This is a genomic window from Nonomuraea sp. NPDC049419, from assembly GCF_040676995.1.
Taxonomy (GTDB): domain Bacteria; phylum Actinomycetota; class Actinomycetes; order Streptosporangiales; family Streptosporangiaceae; genus Nonomuraea; species Nonomuraea salmonea.
The window spans coordinates 142,691-157,111 of the sequence record NZ_JBFAQB010000001.1 but is presented as its reverse complement, the minus strand read 5'-3'; the positions used below and the strand labels follow the sequence as shown (position 1 = coordinate 157,111).

17 protein-coding genes are annotated in these 14,421 nt (G+C 70.3%); 9 read left to right on the top strand and 8 right to left on the bottom strand.

From position 1 onward, the window contains the following. Window positions 1-2 precede the first annotated feature (2 nt). The gene (locus AB0K12_RS00840) at window positions 3-1,217 is read right to left on the bottom strand and encodes an amino acid permease (RefSeq protein ID WP_364554691.1); all 1,215 of its coding nucleotides are present in this window, start codon (window positions 1,215-1,217) and stop codon (window positions 3-5) included. Window positions 1,218-1,309: 92 nt separating this feature from the next. On the opposite strand from AB0K12_RS00840, the gene AB0K12_RS00835 reads away from it, so the two are divergent. From AB0K12_RS00835 to AB0K12_RS00810, 6 genes are read left to right on the top strand one after another with little or no spacing between them, the layout of a single operon-like run. Next, entirely contained in the window at window positions 1,310-1,771 is a 462-nt protein-coding gene (locus AB0K12_RS00835) for an Lrp/AsnC family transcriptional regulator (RefSeq protein ID WP_345395563.1), read from the top strand. A 57-nt stretch (window positions 1,772-1,828) separates the two neighbouring features. Then, window positions 1,829-2,230 (top strand): YbaB/EbfC family nucleoid-associated protein, encoded by a 402-nt coding sequence (locus AB0K12_RS00830; protein WP_364554688.1) that lies wholly within the window; start codon window positions 1,829-1,831, stop codon window positions 2,228-2,230. Continuing rightward, window positions 2,230-2,613 (top strand): YbaB/EbfC family nucleoid-associated protein, encoded by a 384-nt coding sequence (locus AB0K12_RS00825; protein ID WP_364554686.1) that lies wholly within the window; start codon window positions 2,230-2,232, stop codon window positions 2,611-2,613. Before AB0K12_RS00830 ends, AB0K12_RS00825 begins: the two co-directional genes overlap by 1 nt. Window positions 2,614-2,649: 36 nt before the next feature. Further along, window positions 2,650-2,955, top strand: a complete 306-nt coding sequence (locus AB0K12_RS00820) for a hypothetical protein (protein ID WP_364554685.1) — start codon at window positions 2,650-2,652, stop codon at window positions 2,953-2,955. Beyond that, entirely contained in the window at window positions 2,946-3,890 is a 945-nt protein-coding gene (locus tag AB0K12_RS00815; RefSeq protein ID WP_364554684.1) for a hypothetical protein, read from the top strand. The genes AB0K12_RS00820 and AB0K12_RS00815 overlap by 10 nt, the downstream gene beginning before the upstream one ends. Window positions 3,891-3,896: 6 nt before the next feature. Then, a complete protein-coding gene (locus AB0K12_RS00810; protein WP_364554683.1) occupies window positions 3,897-4,571 on the top strand; it encodes a hypothetical protein in 675 nt (224 codons plus the stop codon). Window positions 4,572-4,641: 70 nt separating this feature from the next. Here AB0K12_RS00810 and AB0K12_RS00805 read toward each other — a convergent pair whose 3' ends face one another. After that, window positions 4,642-5,799, bottom strand: a complete 1,158-nt coding sequence (locus tag AB0K12_RS00805) for an MFS transporter (protein ID WP_364554681.1) — start codon at window positions 5,797-5,799, stop codon at window positions 4,642-4,644. A gap of 58 nt (window positions 5,800-5,857) precedes the next feature. On the opposite strand from AB0K12_RS00805, the gene AB0K12_RS00800 reads away from it, so the two are divergent. Then, window positions 5,858-6,223, top strand: coding sequence for a MerR family transcriptional regulator (locus AB0K12_RS00800; RefSeq protein ID WP_364554679.1), 366 nt, complete (start codon window positions 5,858-5,860; stop codon window positions 6,221-6,223). Between the two features lie 388 nt (window positions 6,224-6,611). Here the strand turns inward: AB0K12_RS00800 and AB0K12_RS00795 are convergent, their stop codons facing one another. The 6 genes from AB0K12_RS00795 to AB0K12_RS00770 form a co-directional block, all read right to left on the bottom strand. Further along, window positions 6,612-7,757, bottom strand: coding sequence for an acetyl-CoA C-acetyltransferase (locus AB0K12_RS00795; RefSeq protein ID WP_355429656.1), 1,146 nt, complete (start codon window positions 7,755-7,757; stop codon window positions 6,612-6,614). Window positions 7,758-7,814: 57 nt separating this feature from the next. Continuing rightward, window positions 7,815-8,480 carry a hypothetical protein gene (locus AB0K12_RS00790; protein WP_364554677.1) on the bottom strand — a complete coding sequence of 222 codons (666 nt, stop codon included), beginning with the start codon at window positions 8,478-8,480 and terminating at the stop codon, window positions 7,815-7,817. A gap of 23 nt (window positions 8,481-8,503) precedes the next feature. Beyond that, a complete protein-coding gene (locus AB0K12_RS00785) occupies window positions 8,504-9,271 on the bottom strand; it encodes a class F sortase (RefSeq protein ID WP_355429651.1) in 768 nt (255 codons plus the stop codon). A 6-nt stretch (window positions 9,272-9,277) separates the two neighbouring features. Continuing rightward, window positions 9,278-10,573 carry a hypothetical protein gene (locus AB0K12_RS00780; protein WP_364554675.1) on the bottom strand — a complete coding sequence of 432 codons (1,296 nt, stop codon included), beginning with the start codon at window positions 10,571-10,573 and terminating at the stop codon, window positions 9,278-9,280. A 142-nt stretch (window positions 10,574-10,715) separates the two neighbouring features. After that, window positions 10,716-11,492, bottom strand: coding sequence for a class F sortase (locus AB0K12_RS00775; RefSeq protein WP_364554674.1), 777 nt, complete (start codon window positions 11,490-11,492; stop codon window positions 10,716-10,718). A gap of 3 nt (window positions 11,493-11,495) precedes the next feature. Next, complete coding sequence (locus tag AB0K12_RS00770; protein ID WP_364554672.1) at window positions 11,496-12,827, bottom strand: hypothetical protein; 1,332 nt, start codon at window positions 12,825-12,827, stop codon at window positions 11,496-11,498. 220 nt (window positions 12,828-13,047) lie between these two features. On the opposite strand from AB0K12_RS00770, the gene AB0K12_RS00765 reads away from it, so the two are divergent. Beyond that, window positions 13,048-14,193 carry an acyl-CoA dehydrogenase family protein gene (locus tag AB0K12_RS00765; protein ID WP_364554670.1) on the top strand — a complete coding sequence of 382 codons (1,146 nt, stop codon included), beginning with the start codon at window positions 13,048-13,050 and terminating at the stop codon, window positions 14,191-14,193. Window positions 14,194-14,237: 44 nt separating this feature from the next. Beyond that, window positions 14,238-14,399, top strand: coding sequence for a hypothetical protein (locus AB0K12_RS00760; protein ID WP_364378193.1), 162 nt, complete (start codon window positions 14,238-14,240; stop codon window positions 14,397-14,399). Window positions 14,400-14,421: the final 22 nt, after the last annotated feature.

The following is a 14,421-nucleotide window of genomic DNA, read 5'->3' as shown; positions in this document are numbered from 1 at the left end:
CGTTATAGCCCGATTTTGAGGGAATCGGGAGCCTTCACCCGCCGTACGGCGAGCGCGAGCACCGCCAGCACGGCGGGCACCAGCAAGTACGCGCCGCAGAGGGCCAGCCCGGCCAGCGACATCCCCGTGCCCACCACGGCCGTGGTCCTGAGCCGGCCGCGCGGCAGCATGCGCACCGCCGCCGCCACTCCCGCCGCCGTGACCGCCGCCAGGCACGCAGAGGTCGCGCGCATGAGCAGGTCGAGATCCACCGCCCAGACCAGCACGGGCACGCTCAGCGCGAGCACCAGCCCAAGGCTCCGGTACGGCGTCTCGCCCGGCGCCCCTCCCTTGGCGAACCAGACCGGCAGCGCCCCGTCCGCCGCCAGCGCCGCGCCCAGCCTGGCCGCCCCCGCGATGTAGGTGTTGACCGCCCCGAACGACAGCAGCACCGCCAGCACGCCGGTGACCGGCCTCGACGCGGGGCCGAGTCCGCTCTCCAGCATGGCGGTCAGCGGCACGCCCGGCATGTCGGCGCCGAGCACGGCGACCGAGGTGACGGAGACGCCCGCGTACAGCAGGCCGATCACCACGAGCGTCACGACCGTGGCCCTGAGCAGGCCCCGCCCGCCGCCCGCGAACTCGGCCGACAGGTGGCTCGCGGCCTCCCAGCCGACGAACGCGAACATCAGCACCCCGGCCGCGCCCGCCACGCCGGCGGCGCCGTACGGGGCGAAGGGGGTGAAGTTGGCCGCGTCGGCGTGCGGTGCGGCGCTCACCACGGCCGTGACCAGCACCGCGACGAGCAGGACGACCATGCAGATCTGCAGCCCGCCCGAGGTGCGCAGGCCGGCGGCGTTGGCGGCGAACGCGGCGGCCAGGATCAGGCAGGCGGCGAGGGTCGCGTCCACGCCCAGGCAGGCTTCGACGTACTGGCCGCCGACCAGGGCGCCCGCGACGGTGCCGATCGGCACGGCGCCGTAGAACCACCAGCCGGCCACGGCCGAGGCGGACCTGCCGAACGCCAGCCCGACCACCGCGGCCACTCCGCCGCCTCCGGGGTAGCGGGCGCCGAGCGCGGCGAACGTCAGCGCGACGGGCACGCTCAGCGCGAGCATGCCCGCCCAGGCCAGCATGGAGGCGGGCCCCGCCGCCGCCGCGGCGAGGTGCGGCAGCACCAGCATGCCGGGCCCCAGCACCGCGCCCACGAGCAGCGCCGTGCCTTGTACGGCTCCCATTCGTCCACTCATATGGCGGAAACTAGTTCACCCATTCGGCTGTGAGCACGCCCCTCCGAACGTTCGGCCGGAATGGCTGGCAGTATGAAGTCATGGACGAACTTGATTCGGCGATCGTACGGCTGCTCCAAACGGATGCGCGGCAGTCGAACCGCGAACTGGCCAGGCAGCTCGGCATCGCGCCCTCCACCTGTCTCGAACGCGTCCGCTCGCTGACCCGCCGAGGCGTGATCCGCGGCTACCACGCCGACATCGACCCCGCCGCGCTCAACCGCGGCGTGCAGGCCATGGTCTCGGTCCAGGTGCGGCCGCTCAGCCGGGCGGTGATCAACGCCTTCCAGACCTCGGCGGCCGAGATGCCGGAGGTGCTGAGCGTGTTCGTGCTGGCAGGGGGCGACGACTTCCTGCTGCACGTGGCGGTGCAGGACCTCGACCACCTGCACGCGTTCCTGCTCGACCGGCTCAGCAAGCGCAAGGAGATCGTCGGCTTCCGTACGTCGGTGGTGTTCCAGCAGGTGCAGAAGGTGGTGCCCGAACCACTGCCCGCGCCGTGAACGCGGCGGAGTAGGATCCTGAACTCTTTCCGAATCACCGGTGAAGGGGGTCTCCGGGTGTCATTGCCGTCTCCTGACCAGGACAGGCTCTATTTCGACCAGATCATGCGGCAGACGGAGGACGCGATAAGCCACCTGCGCACCGCGAAACAGCTCATCGGACAGGTCGCGGGCACCGGCGTGGCCGCCGACGGGTTCATCAAGGTGACGGCCGGCGCGGGGGGCACGCTGAGCGGCATCGACCTCAACCCGCGCCTGCTCCGCCTGCCGTCCGCGGTCATCGCCCGCGAGCTGACCAAGGCGGTCCAGGCCGCGCAGGACGACGCCGCACGGCGTTCGCAGGAGATCGTGGACGAGGTCGCCCCCTACGTCGAGGCCCTGCCCGAGCCGCTGGACGAGACCTTCGTCCGGCGGCGCGTGGACGCGGTGATGCGCGACCTGCTCGCGGGAGACCGGTGATGTCCGGCTACCGCATCGACCCCGGCAACATCCGGCCGCAGGACGTCGAGCGCGCCACCGAGCAGGCGTTCCAGGCCGAGGCCGCGCTCGCCGACGTGGACCGGCTGCTGGCGGAGGTGGCCGGCACCGGTCAGGCGAAGGGCGTCGGCGCCGTCGTGGACGCGGAAGGCCGGGTGAGGGAGATCACGCTGGGGCCGCAGGCGCTGCGCGAGGGGCTCGACGGGCTGCGCGAGGCGGTACTCGCCGCCGTGGGGGCCGCACAGGACCATGCCCGGGTGCAGGCTGATGAGCTGCTGCGCGAGCACCTCCAGCAGGCCGTGCCCGGGATCTCCATCGACATGAGCGAGCTGCGGCGGCGGATCGGGGGCCTGCTCGAAAAGTAATCACACGAGCCACATATGGCGATTAAAGTCCCCATCATGCAATACGGGGTAGATATCGCCAAGGAGGCGTACACAGAGCAGGCCAGGCGCCTGCAGACACATGGGGACGACTACGCGGCGGCGATCGAACGGCTGCGCGAGCGTGGGGGCAGATGGGGAGACGACGGTCTCTTCGCCGAGATCGAGATGGCGTGGATCGAGTGCCGCCAGGCCATGCTCGACGCCGTGCCCGGCATCGGCGGCCACATCGGCGGGGTGAGCGCGGGCATGCGCCTCGTCCCGCAGAACGTCACGGAAGGTGAGCAGGCCAGCGCGATGCAGGATCCGGCGGCATGGCGATAACACTCCCACCGCAACTCGACGCGACGTTGGAGCTGGCCGGTCTCTGGTTCCCCAACGTCAACGAGGACGAGATCCACGCCGACGCGAACGCGGCCCGCATCGTGCAGGCGTACACCGCCCAGGAGGGCGCCGACGCGGACGCCACCGTACGCGGGGCCGCCGCGCTCCACAAGGGCGGCTCCTCCGTCGCGCTGCAGAGCGCGTGGAACGCCAGCGACAACGCCAACGGGCACCTCGCGCAGGCCACGGCCGCGACGCGGATCGCGCCCGCGGCACTCGACGGCCTGGGGTACGTCGTGACCGGCACCAAGGTCGCGGTCGGCACGGTGGCGGCCGTCGGCACCGTACGGCTGCTCTACTCCCTGCTGGCCGGCGGGCCCGCGGCCGGGCTCACCACGACCGCGACCCTGCTCGCGATCAGGCGGGCAGGCACCAAGGTCCTCCGCGAGGCCGCCGAGGGCACCGGCCGCCACATGGCACCGGCGCTGACCAGGCGGGCCACCGCTCCGCTACGCGACATCCTGAACCGCCTCCGCACACCGGGCCCGCCCGGCAGCCCGGCGCTCGCCGGCGCGGGCCGGCTGCCCGGCGGCCGGGTGCCCGTCGATCCCAAGAGCTTCGACCGCAACCCGGGCATCCTGCAGATCCGCAGGAAGAAGAAGAGCGATGGAGGGGGCGGCGGCTGGAGCCGGAACTCTTCGGCCAGCTTCGACAACAACGCGCAGCGCATGCACGGCAGGTTGCCATCGAGCAACGACGTGGGCAAGATGTCGCCGGAGCAGGCTGCCGCGGCGGCGAAGCAGGTCAAGGACAGCATCCTGACACGGAAGATGAACGAGGCCAGGCTCGGCAAGGACGCCGGGCACCAGGCGCGGCTGAGGGACGAGCAGAAACTCCTGGAAGAGCTCGAACGCAAGGCCAACGAGGGGAAGTAGCTCGAGATGCACACACAGACGGGCGACGACCTGATGGCGCGCATCCTCGCCCGGCCCGCCGACGACGAGGTCAGGGGGCGGCTGACCAACGACCTGCTCAACGAGCTGTTCGACGGCTACCCGGTCGACAACCTGCGCGCCCTGCTGCACAGCGGTGACGACGACGCCGTGCAGACCGGGTCCTGGCTGCTGTCGGAGCTGGGCGAGCGGGCCGCGTCCCTGCTCGACGAGGCGCCTGCGCTGCTCGCCCATCCGCGGCGTCAGGTGCGCTTCTTCGCCGTCGAGTTCGTGCTGCTCGCCGCGGAGGAGCAGGAGGACGCGGCCGTCCTCGCCCAGGCCATCACCCTGAGCCGCGACCCCGACACCGCCATCCGGTGGAAGGTGCTGCACTTCCTGGCGATGGCCCCGACCGAGCAGCTCATGCTCGGGCTCTCCCAGCTCGCCGACCCCGAGCTGGGGCGGCACACGGCGGCGCTGGTCGCCGCCGACACCGGGGAGCCGGACCCGGGCGAGGTGGTGGCCGGGCTGGACAGCGACGACCCGATGGCCCGGCTGTTCGCCGCGGCGACCGCCACGCGCATGGCCGAGAAGGACCCGGCGCTGCTGCGCCACGCCGCCAGGACACGCGACGAGGAGGTCAGCTCGTTCGCCCAGTGGCAACTCGGCCGCTTCGAGAACTAGCCGGTCCCGCCCGGCCGGGCGGGGCCGGACCCCGAACCAGGCGAGCGGGGGTAGACCGCGAACCAGGCGTTCACGCGGGCGCGGGTGCGGGTTCGCGGGGGACGGCGGCGTAGCTGATGGCGAGGGCGGCGAGGCTCAGGGCGGCGGCGGCCAGGCCGAGCCAGCGCAGGCCGTCCACCGCCACGAGCCCGCCGCCCAGCGCCGAGCCGGCGGCGATGCCGATGTTGAAGGCGCACACGTTCACCGACACCGCCAGCGTGGGCGCCCGGCCGGCGTGCCGGAGCACCAGGCTCTGCAGCGCGGGCGTGGTGGCCGAGGTCAGCACGCCCAGCACCAGCACCGCGACGACGGCGGTCCCCGCCCACGGCACCGCGAAGGGGAAGACGGCCAGCATCACGGCCAGGCCGGCGAACATACCGCGCACGGTGACGGCCGGCGAGCGGTCCGCCAGCCGCCCGGCCGCCAGCCCGCCGACCAGGCCACCGGCGCCGTGGAGGAGCAGCAGCGCCGAGATCGCGGTGGGGCCGAAGCCGGTGATGCCGCTCAAGGCCGGCACCAGGTAGGTGAAAACGGTCGAGGTGGCGGCCAGCCCGACCGCCGTGGTTGCGATCACGATCAGCACGCGCCGGCCCAGCACGGTGGCGATCTCGTCCCGTACGCGTGTGGCCGGCGCCTCCTGCCGGGGCAGGACGGCGGCCAGCGCCCCGGCGGCGGCGAGGGCCAGGATCACCAGCACCGCGAACGGCGTCCGCCAGCCCGCGTCCTCCCCCAGCAGCACGCCGAGCGGCACCCCGAGCAGCGTGGCCACGGAGAACCCGGACCCGACAGCGGCGATGGCCGTACCGACGCGATGCGGCGCGACCACCCGGGTCGCCACCATCAGCGCCAGGGTCAGGAAGGCCGCGTGGCTGAGCGAGGCGACCACCCGTCCGGCGATGAGCACCTCGTACGACCCCGCCACCGCGCAGACGGCGTTCCCCGCCGCGAACGACACAAGCAACCCCACCGCCAGCGCCTTGCGCGGCAACCGCACGGTCGCGATCGTCACCAGCGGCCCGCCGACCACGACGCCCAGCGCGTACGCCGTCACCGCCTGCCCGGCGGTGGACACCGAGACGTCCAGGTCGGCGGCCACCTGCGGCAGCAGCCCGGCGATCAGATATTCCGACGTGCCGACCACGAACACGCTCACCATGAGCACGGCCGGCACCAACAGGCTCCTCTTCATGCGGGCACGCTAAAGTCTCACATGTATGTGAGAGTCAAGGCGTGGTGAGGGAGGTCACATGCGGATCGGCGAGCTGGTCAAGCGCACCGGCGTGCACGAGCGGCTGCTGCGCTACTACGAGGAGCAGGGCCTGCTGCGGCCCGAGCGCTCGGCGAGCGGCTACCGCGAGTACACCGAGACCCACGTCGACACCGTCCGCCGCATCCGCAGCCTGCTGGCCGCCGGGCTGGGCACGTCCGCGATCGCCGCCGTGCTGCCCTGCCTGGAGACCGACGGCGAGCGTCTGGCGCCCACCTGCCCCGACGTGCTCGGTCAGTTGCGGGCGGAGCGCGACAGGATCGACCGCGCGATGGAGGCGCTGCGCGAGTCGCGCGAGGCCCTCGACCTCGTCATCTCCGCCGGGCTACGGAAGTCGGCGGTCTGACCGGATGGCATGTGCCGGATAAATCGGTTGCACGCGCTTCCGGCACGCCCGTAGCCTCATGGACATGCGCCTTTACCTGTAATTCGCGATAGAGCGACCTGTCCCACCGTCCACCCAGTGACGCGGCAGTCATGTTCGCCCGTCGGCTCCATGCATCGTCGAGCCGCGTTGCCGAATTACGTAAAGGAGCCTTTCATGCGTGCTCGTGCCAACAGAAACCACCGCCCGCACCTGCCCGTGGTGCGGCCGATGCCCAAGATGCCGCAGCGGCCGATCATGCCGCCGCGCCGCCTCCCGCCCAAGGGGCGATGAAGACAACTACCGGGATGGGTAGTTAGGCGGGCGCCGCCTCCCTCGTTACGCCCAGAGGCGGCGCTCGCGCCCTTTTCTAGAGCCGTTCGATGATGGTGACGTTGGCCTGGCCACCGCCCTCGCACATCGTCTGCAGGCCGTAACGGCCGCCCGTGCGCTCGAGCTCGTGCAGCAGCTTGGTCATCAGGATCGCGCCCGTGCCGCCCAGCGGGTGACCGAGCGCGATGGCGCCGCCGTTGGGGTTGACCCGGTCGGGGTCGGCGTCCAGCTCCTTCATCCAGGCCAGCGGCACCGGGGCGAACGCCTCGTTGATCTCCACCACGTCGATGTCGCCCATCGACATGCCGGCCTTCTTCAGCGCCCGCCGCGTGGCGGGGATCGGCGCGGTCAGCATGTAGACCGGGTCGTCGCCCATGAGCGCGAGCTGGTGGATGCGGGCCCTCGGGGTCAGGCCGTGGTCGCGTACGGCCTGCTCGGAGGCGATGAGCACGGCGCCGGAGCCGTCAGAGATCTGCGAGGAGGTGGCCGCGGTGATCTGGCCGCCCTCCTTCAGCGTCTTCAGCGCGGCCATCTTCTCCAGCGTCGTGTCGGGCCTCGGGCCCTCGTCGTCCTCGACGCCGTTGACGGGCTCGATCTGGTCCTTGAAGTAGCCGTTGGCGATGGCCTTGGCCGCCCGCTGGTGCGACTCGAACGCGTACTGCTCCAGCACCTCGCGGCTGAACCCCCACTTCTCGCACATCAGCTCGGCGCCGCGGAACTGCGAGATCTCCTGCTTGCCGTAACGCTCGACCCACTTGTCGCCGAACGGGAACGGCATGCCCGCATCGAGCGCCGCCTTGATCGAGGAGCCCATGGGGACGATGCTCATCGACTCGACGCCGGCCGCCACCACGAGGTCCTGCGTGCCGGACAGCACGCCCTGCGCGGCGAAGTGGATGGACTGCTGCGAGGAGCCGCACTGCCGGTCGATGGTGACGCCGGCGGTGGTCTCGGGCAGCCCCGCCGACAACCAGGCATTTCGCGCGATGTCCATGCTCTGGGGGCCGAACTGCATGACGCACCCCATGATGACGTCCTCGACCGCCTCGGGGTCGACTCCGGTGCGGTCGATCAGCGCCTTGAGGGTGTGCGCGGCCAGGTCAGTGGGGTGGACGGTGGACAGGCCACCCTTCTTCTTGCCGACCGGGGTGCGAACCGCCCCGACGATGTACGCCTCTGCCACAGTGCCTCCTGGGAACCGAGCATTATTCGGTTACTAGGGGCAGCGTACAACAGAACGTCATTCGGCCGCAGGTCGCTCCGGCGCCACGAGGTCCTCCGCCGCGTCGATCCTGAACCGCCACCGGTCGACCGCGATGCCGTTGAGCGCCTCGGACAGCTCAAGCGCCAGCGCGCCCAGCTTGACCGGCTCGGCGCCGCGCAGCTCGATCGCCGTCAGCTCGGTGGCGAACGGCAGCAGCTCCTGCACCGCCGGAGGCTGGCCCGTCTGGGGCACCAGCACCGCCCTGATGTCGCCCGCCGTGAACGCCGGGCCCTCCTCCTCGGGCGCGAGCAGGGGCGCCAGCTCCTCGGGCGACGGGCGTACCGGAAGGATCACCGCGGGGCCGCCCTCGTCGTCGTCGGCCGGATCGCTCACCACGCCCCGGCACACCGCGAGCCCGCCCAGCCGGAACGCCAGGCCCTCGGCGAGGAAGCGGTCGAAGAAGTCGAGCGGCAGCGGCCCCTCCGCGGCCACCCGGACCGCCCACACCTTCTCCAGCACCCCGCCGGTCAGCTCGGGCTCCGCCTCGACCGGCGCGCACACCCGCACGTCGGCCCCCACGACGTCGTCACCGTCGAGCCGCGCCCCCGGGTCGGCCAGCTGGACCAGCCGCAGCAGCTCAGCCTGAGCCGGTTTCGCGGGAACGGCCGCCGTCGGGCCAGTTCGCAGTCTCCGCTTCGCCATCCAGCCCATGCCCGCCTCCGCGCTCAGCTTCGATAGGAGCCAGTCATCGTCGCATAGACGATGAGGTTGTCGGTGTAGTGCCCGGTCGTGCGATCGTAGGTGCCACTGCAGGTGATCAGGTGGAGCTGCGCGTCGTCCCGAGCGCCGTAGACGCGCTGGGTCGGGAACGTCTTCTTGCTCGCCTGCTCCACCCCACCGACCGTGAACACCGCGGTCGTCTTGTCCTGGCGCTTGACCTCGATCGTATCGCCGTTCTTGATCTCCTTGAGCCGGGCGAACACCGCCGGGCCCGTACGCGTGTCCACGTGTCCCAGCAGCACCGCGGGGCCCGCCTCGCCCGGCGTGGACATGTTGCGGTACCAGCCCGCCAGGTTCCTGTTGTTCGGCGGCGGGACCTCGATCGTGCCGTCCCTGCGCAGGCCCACCGACTTGATCGGCGCCTTCACCCCGAGCCGCTTGATGATGATCTGCACCGGCGTCGAGGGCAGCATCGGAGGCGCCGCCTTGATCTGCGGCAGCGGTGGCGGGACGTTCGCCGGGGCCTGGAAGTACGCCTGCTCGGGCTGGCCGGTGTTCTTCGGCTGCGCCTGCAGGCCCAGGCTGTCGCGGCTGCTGCTCTGCAGGCCGTACTCGGCCGGGGAGCGCAGCACGATCAGCAGGCCCGCCACGACCGTCGCCACCCCGGCGATGGCCGCCACGATGAGCACCGTCCGCAGCGCCGTGCTCCCCTTGTGCTCGGGCGGGGGCACGGGAGCCTGGGGGGCGCCGCCGTACGGGTAGTAGCCGGACACCGCGGATCAGCTCCTGATCGAACGCCGGCGCATGACCAGCCCGCCCACAGCGGCCGCCGCCACCAGCGCCGTGCCCGTCAGAATGAACAGCCGGCCGTCAGGCCCCGCCATACCACCCGCACCGGTGTCCGCCCCTGCCTTGGGGGTCTGGGACTTCTTGGTGGGGGTGCTGGACGAACGCGTGGTGCTCGGCGTGACCGTCACCGTCGCGGTGTGCGTCGTGGTCGGACGAGGGGTCGTCGTCGTGGGGCTCGGGCTCGTCGTGGCGTTGCCGACGGTGAACTTGAACTGCTTGAGTCCCGTCGTCGGGGCGGTGCACTTGAGCGCCGGGGCCGTGGCCGAGGTGCCGAACGCGAGGTCGCCGGCCGTCAGCGTGACCTCGCCCGTGGTGGTGGGCTTGATCTTGATCGTCACGCTGGGGAGGGTCGTGAGAGGGCTGCCCGCGGTCGGGGCCGTGATCGCGGCCTCACCGGTCGCCGTCGCCGGCACGCCCGCGCCGCTCCCCTTGATCGTCGCGAACATCTTCGCGCCCGTCGTGGGGAAGCCCGTCGGCAGCTTCAGCTGGTCACCGGTCGTCTGGATGGTGCCGGCCCAGGTGACGGAGGCGTCCGCGTTGGCGGAGGCGGAGGTGGGCGGCGTCAGAACGACCTTGATCTCGGGCTTGATGGCCTCATAGCTGGTGTCGGTCGAGGTGCTGGGCACATCACAGCTGTACTCGACGACGTCAGTGTCCGTGTTGCCCCCACCGCCGGTGCCGATCGGAACGGACAGGCTCGCGGTGGATGTCGTTGTGCACGTCGCTGTGGCGCTGGTGGGGGAGGCAAGGCTCAACGTGATCGTGCCAGGCTTGATCGTCACGGTGCCCGTCGTCGGGGTGGCCGGAACGTTGACCTTGTAGATCACGCTCTTGGCTGGCACAGCAGTGTTGTTGGCGGTGACGCTCGCGCCGGGCTTCACCCCGGGATCCTGCACCGTGGCGCCGGTCGGTGTCAGTGGAGCATTCACCTGCACAGTGGTCGCTGCCTGCGGAGCGGTCTCCAGCGTCAGTGCCGGAATATTCACCGTCAGGTCGAAAGTGGCTCCAGCTGTCACAGTGTTAGGAGCACTGAGCTTGACGGTGATGGACTCATTGCTTGGGTTCAGCAACGATCCCGGGCAGGAGTAGGTGAAGTCCTCGTCCACTGCAGCCGAGGCCGTGCCCGGCGTTGCGATGATGAAGATGGAGCAAACGAAGAGCGCGAGCGTGCCCGCGAGCCCCAATGCGGACGTCTTCTGGGCGAGGCGGCGCCCCACCTGGGACATAAGCACGGGTCCTTCTCCGTTTCACAGCGGTGTCAACAGCTGTGCCAGAATTCCAGCCGATGGTCACGGTCAGGTAGAGATCCTACGAACTGTCTCTGTCAACTTCCCGTAAACCGGCAAATCCACCCCAACTTTCCCACACTCAGCCCTTCTTCTTGGACAGCGTCGCGTACACGACGATGTTGTCCGTGTAGTGGTGGGTGGTCTTGTTGTAGACCCCACCGCAGGTGATGAGCCTGAGCTGGGCGTTGCTGGTGTTGCCGTACACGCGCTTGGTCGGGAACGCGTTCTTGCTGGCCTGTTCGATCCCGCTGACCGTGAAGCGGGTGACCTTCCCGTCCGACCGGTAGACGTAGATGTGGTCGCCCTTGGCCAGTTCCCGGAGGCGGTCGAAGACGGCGGGGCCGCTGCGGGTGGTGACGTGGCCGTTGATGATCGCGGGGCCCGTCTCGCCGGGGACCGGTGAGTGCTTGTACCAGCCGGTCCTGTTGGGCTTGCTGAGCGGCGGCGTGCCGAGGACGCCCTTCTTGCTGACCGTGACCGCGCCGATGGGGGCGTTCACCTTGATCTTGGGGATCTTGATGCGGGTCGGCCGCGCCTTTGCGGTCGTGACCTTGGGCTTCGGGATCGCCGGCACGACCGGCACGGCCGCCAGCGGGGGCGGCGCGTCCAGGCGGGCCGGGGTCAGGGGCACGTTCTTGCCGCCGGGGCCGACGGTCGGCGGGAGCACGAACGCGCCCGCGTTCGCCATCTCCACCGTCGTCGGCTCCGCCTGCGCCACCGCGCGCGGCTCGGAGCCGTCGTCCACGGGCGGCGCCAGCGACAGCAGGCTCACCATCACCAGGCCGACACCGCCGAGCGAGCCGGCGATGAGCAGGCCGGGCAGGGCCCGCTGCATCGGGGTCTTCTGCTCGGTCATCGCTTACGCACCTCCCGCGTGCGCGGCCCGCCGCCGTCGCATCAGCAACCCGCCGCCTGCGCTTCCCATCGCCACGACCATTCCGGTGGCCATCAGCCCGTACGGCGGCCGGTCCTCGTCCGGCGCCACCCCGGTCTCGACGCCGCCGCTGGGGGTCTTGGCGACCTGGGCCCGGTAGTACTTGGTGGCGGTCGGTCCTGTGGGCTTGGGGCTGGTCGTGGTGCTGCTCGACGCCTGGGGCACCACGATCACGTTCTCGCCCCCGATCGTCCCGACGTCGTTGCCGCCCGGACCAGGGTCATTGGGGTTGTTCGGGTTGTCGGGATCCTCACCCGGGTCCTCACCGGGGTCCTCCCCCGGGTCAGTCGGGTCTTCGGTGGGCTCGTCGGTCGGTTCATCCGTGGGGTCCTCGGTGGGGCCGGAGATGTCGACGTCGATGGCACCGGGGTCGTGCTGGAGCTCGCACTCGGCCTGCTCGTGCTTCGGCGGCTCGGGGATGTCACCGGTGAACACCTGGAAGGCATCGAAGTAGGCCGTTGCGTCCTCGGTATTGATGACCTCGACGGTGTGCGGACCGTATTCGAGCTGCGACGAGGTCCAGAGCACCTCTTGGGCGACGGTGCCGGTCATGTCCTTGCCGCTGCGGTCCTTGCCTGGCTCCACCAGCCCGCCCGAGACCTGCTGACCGTCGATGAGCACCCTGATCGGGCTCAGATTCTGCTCGCGGCGACCGATGTAGGCCACCTTCGTCCCGACGAAGTCCAGCTTCGCGACGGCGTCTTTCTGCGTCGTCTTCTCGATGTCGCTGAGGAAGTCGTCATAAGTGGGAGCAGGGTGAAGGCGCTCCCAGGTTCCGCTGTACTCGATCTCCGGCTCGTTGTTGTTGACCTTGACCTCGCCCTCGGCGGGCGTGAAACGGACCATCAGTTTGCCGGGCTTGAAGCGGATGGTTCCGGTGCGGGTGATCGAGGCGCTGTCGGAGAGTCCTTCGGGCAGATCGAGGTAGTCGCCGGGCACCAGCTCGCCCTGCGGCTGCCCGCCCCTCGGCCGGAGCTGGCCGGTCCAGGCGCCGCTGATGTCCACGGTGCCCTCAAGGTCGAGCGACGACCCCTCGGGGAAGAAGCCGGGCGAGCCGAACCGCTGCACGCTCGTGTACTTCATGTCCCAGCGCACGTTCATGGTGCCCGACTCGACCTGCGGCGTCATACGCGCTTCGAGGTCGACGCCGGCGCCGGCGACGCCGCCCGTACAGCGGTACTTCATCACCAGCGAGGACGCGGCCTGGCCGGGAATCGACGACGTCGCGACGAATGCGGCCGTTGCCGCTAAGCTCACCGATCCGGCGATCAATACCTTGCGCCACCGACTCACGGAGACTCCGATCACCCACAAATAGACCGAGGGTAGATCTTAAGGTGGGAAACACCCGCAACACATACGGATTCCCGCTTCTCCCGGCACTTGTGATGAACCCGTGTCCAGCCCCTCCACCAGCCCAGCGAAACCGGGTATACGTGGCGGTAACAGAATGCAATTCTGCCCCTGGAGGCGTTCGATGGAGCGAGATCTCTTCGGTGAGGAGCACCTGCTCTTCCGCGAGACCGTGCGCGAGTTCATGGCCCGCGAGGTCGTGCCGCACCACGCCCAGTGGGAGAAGGACGGCATCGTCCCGCGCGAGGTCTGGAAGAAGGCCGGAGAGCTGGGCATGTTCGGCTTCTCGGTGCCGGAGGAGCACGGCGGCGCGGGCGTCAGGGACTTCCGCTTCAACGCGGTCATCGTCGAGGAGATCATGCGGCATGGCGCGAGCGGCCTCGGCTTCTCGCTGCACAACGACGTCATGGCCCCGTACGTCGTCGATCTGACCAACGACGAGCAGAAGCAGCGCTGGCTGCCCGGCTTCGTCAGCGGCGAGCTGATCACCGCGATCGCCATGAGCGAGCCGGGCGCCGGCAGCGACCTGCAGGGCATCAGGACCACGGCCGCCCGCGACGGCGACCACTACGTGCTCAACGGGCAGAAGACGTTCATCACGAACGGCATCAACGCCGACCTCGTCGTCGTGGTGGCCAAGACCGACCCGGAGGCGGGCGCGCGCGGCATCACGCTGGTCGTGGTGGAGCGGGGCATGGAGGGCTTCGGGCGCGGCAGGAACCTGGACAAGGTCGGCATGAAGGCACAGGACACGGCCGAGCTGTTCTTCGACAACGTACGAGTGCCCGTCGCGAACCGCCTCGGCCCTAAGGACGGTGAGGGCTTCTTCCAGCTCATGGGCAACCTGCCGCAGGAGCGCCTGTCGATCGCGGTGGCGGCGGTGGCCGCGGCGGAGGCGGTGCTGGAGGAGACGATCGAGTACTGCAAGACCCGCCAGGCGTTCGGCCGCAGCATCGGCTCGTTCCAGAACACCCGCTTCGTCCTCGCCGAGCTGGCCACCGAGACGGAGGTCGCCCGCCACTACGTGGACAAGTGCATCGTCGCGCTGAACGCCGGCCGGCTCACCGCCGTGGACGCCGCCAAGGCCAAGTGGTGGACCACCGAGCTGCAGACCAAGGTCATCGACCGCTGCCTGCAGCTGCACGGCGGCTACGGCTACATGACGGAGTACCCGGTCGCGAAGGCGTGGCTGGACAGCCGCGTCCAGACGATCTACGGCGGCACCACCGAGATCATGAAGGAGATCATCGGCAGATCCTTCGGATTCTGACGCGTTAAGCGCGACAAACGAGATTCCGCCGCATACTGGGCACTATGGACAGCGGCCTGATCCTCCTGATCTTCCTGGCGTTGCTGTTCGCCTGGGGCCTCAACCGCGTGCGCCGGGCGATCAGGCTCGGCCCGGTCGGCTACGCCGGGGTGATGATCGTGTTCGTCCTGGTCATGCTGCTGCTCTGGGGCCAGACGAAGGTCTGAGGGAACCCCTCGGGGGCCCGGC

Bases quoted from the DNA above. Each gene is read 5' to 3' on its own strand.
- AB0K12_RS00775 (WP_364554674.1), bottom strand. From the start codon at position 11,492: ATGACCGAGCAGAAGACCCCGATGCAGCGGGCCCTGCCCGGCCTGCTC.
- AB0K12_RS00800 (WP_364554679.1), top strand. From the start codon at position 5,858: ATGCGGATCGGCGAGCTGGTCAAGCGCACCGGCGTGCACGAGCGGCTG.
- AB0K12_RS00835 (WP_345395563.1), top strand. From the start codon at position 1,310: ATGGACGAACTTGATTCGGCGATCGTACGGCTGCTCCAAACGGATGCG.
- AB0K12_RS00765 (WP_364554670.1), top strand. From the start codon at position 13,048: ATGGAGCGAGATCTCTTCGGTGAGGAGCACCTGCTCTTCCGCGAGACC.
- AB0K12_RS00820 (WP_364554685.1), top strand. From the start codon at position 2,650: ATGCAATACGGGGTAGATATCGCCAAGGAGGCGTACACAGAGCAGGCC.
- AB0K12_RS00805 (WP_364554681.1), bottom strand. From the start codon at position 5,799: ATGAAGAGGAGCCTGTTGGTGCCGGCCGTGCTCATGGTGAGCGTGTTC.
- AB0K12_RS00810 (WP_364554683.1), top strand. From the start codon at position 3,897: ATGCACACACAGACGGGCGACGACCTGATGGCGCGCATCCTCGCCCGG.
- AB0K12_RS00825 (WP_364554686.1), top strand. From the start codon at position 2,230: ATGTCCGGCTACCGCATCGACCCCGGCAACATCCGGCCGCAGGACGTC.
- AB0K12_RS00760 (WP_364378193.1), top strand. From the start codon at position 14,238: ATGGACAGCGGCCTGATCCTCCTGATCTTCCTGGCGTTGCTGTTCGCC.
- AB0K12_RS00790 (WP_364554677.1), bottom strand. From the start codon at position 8,480: ATGGCGAAGCGGAGACTGCGAACTGGCCCGACGGCGGCCGTTCCCGCG.
- AB0K12_RS00815 (WP_364554684.1), top strand. From the start codon at position 2,946: ATGGCGATAACACTCCCACCGCAACTCGACGCGACGTTGGAGCTGGCC.
- AB0K12_RS00840 (WP_364554691.1), bottom strand. From the start codon at position 1,217: ATGGGAGCCGTACAAGGCACGGCGCTGCTCGTGGGCGCGGTGCTGGGG.
- AB0K12_RS00780 (WP_364554675.1), bottom strand. From the start codon at position 10,573: ATGTCCCAGGTGGGGCGCCGCCTCGCCCAGAAGACGTCCGCATTGGGG.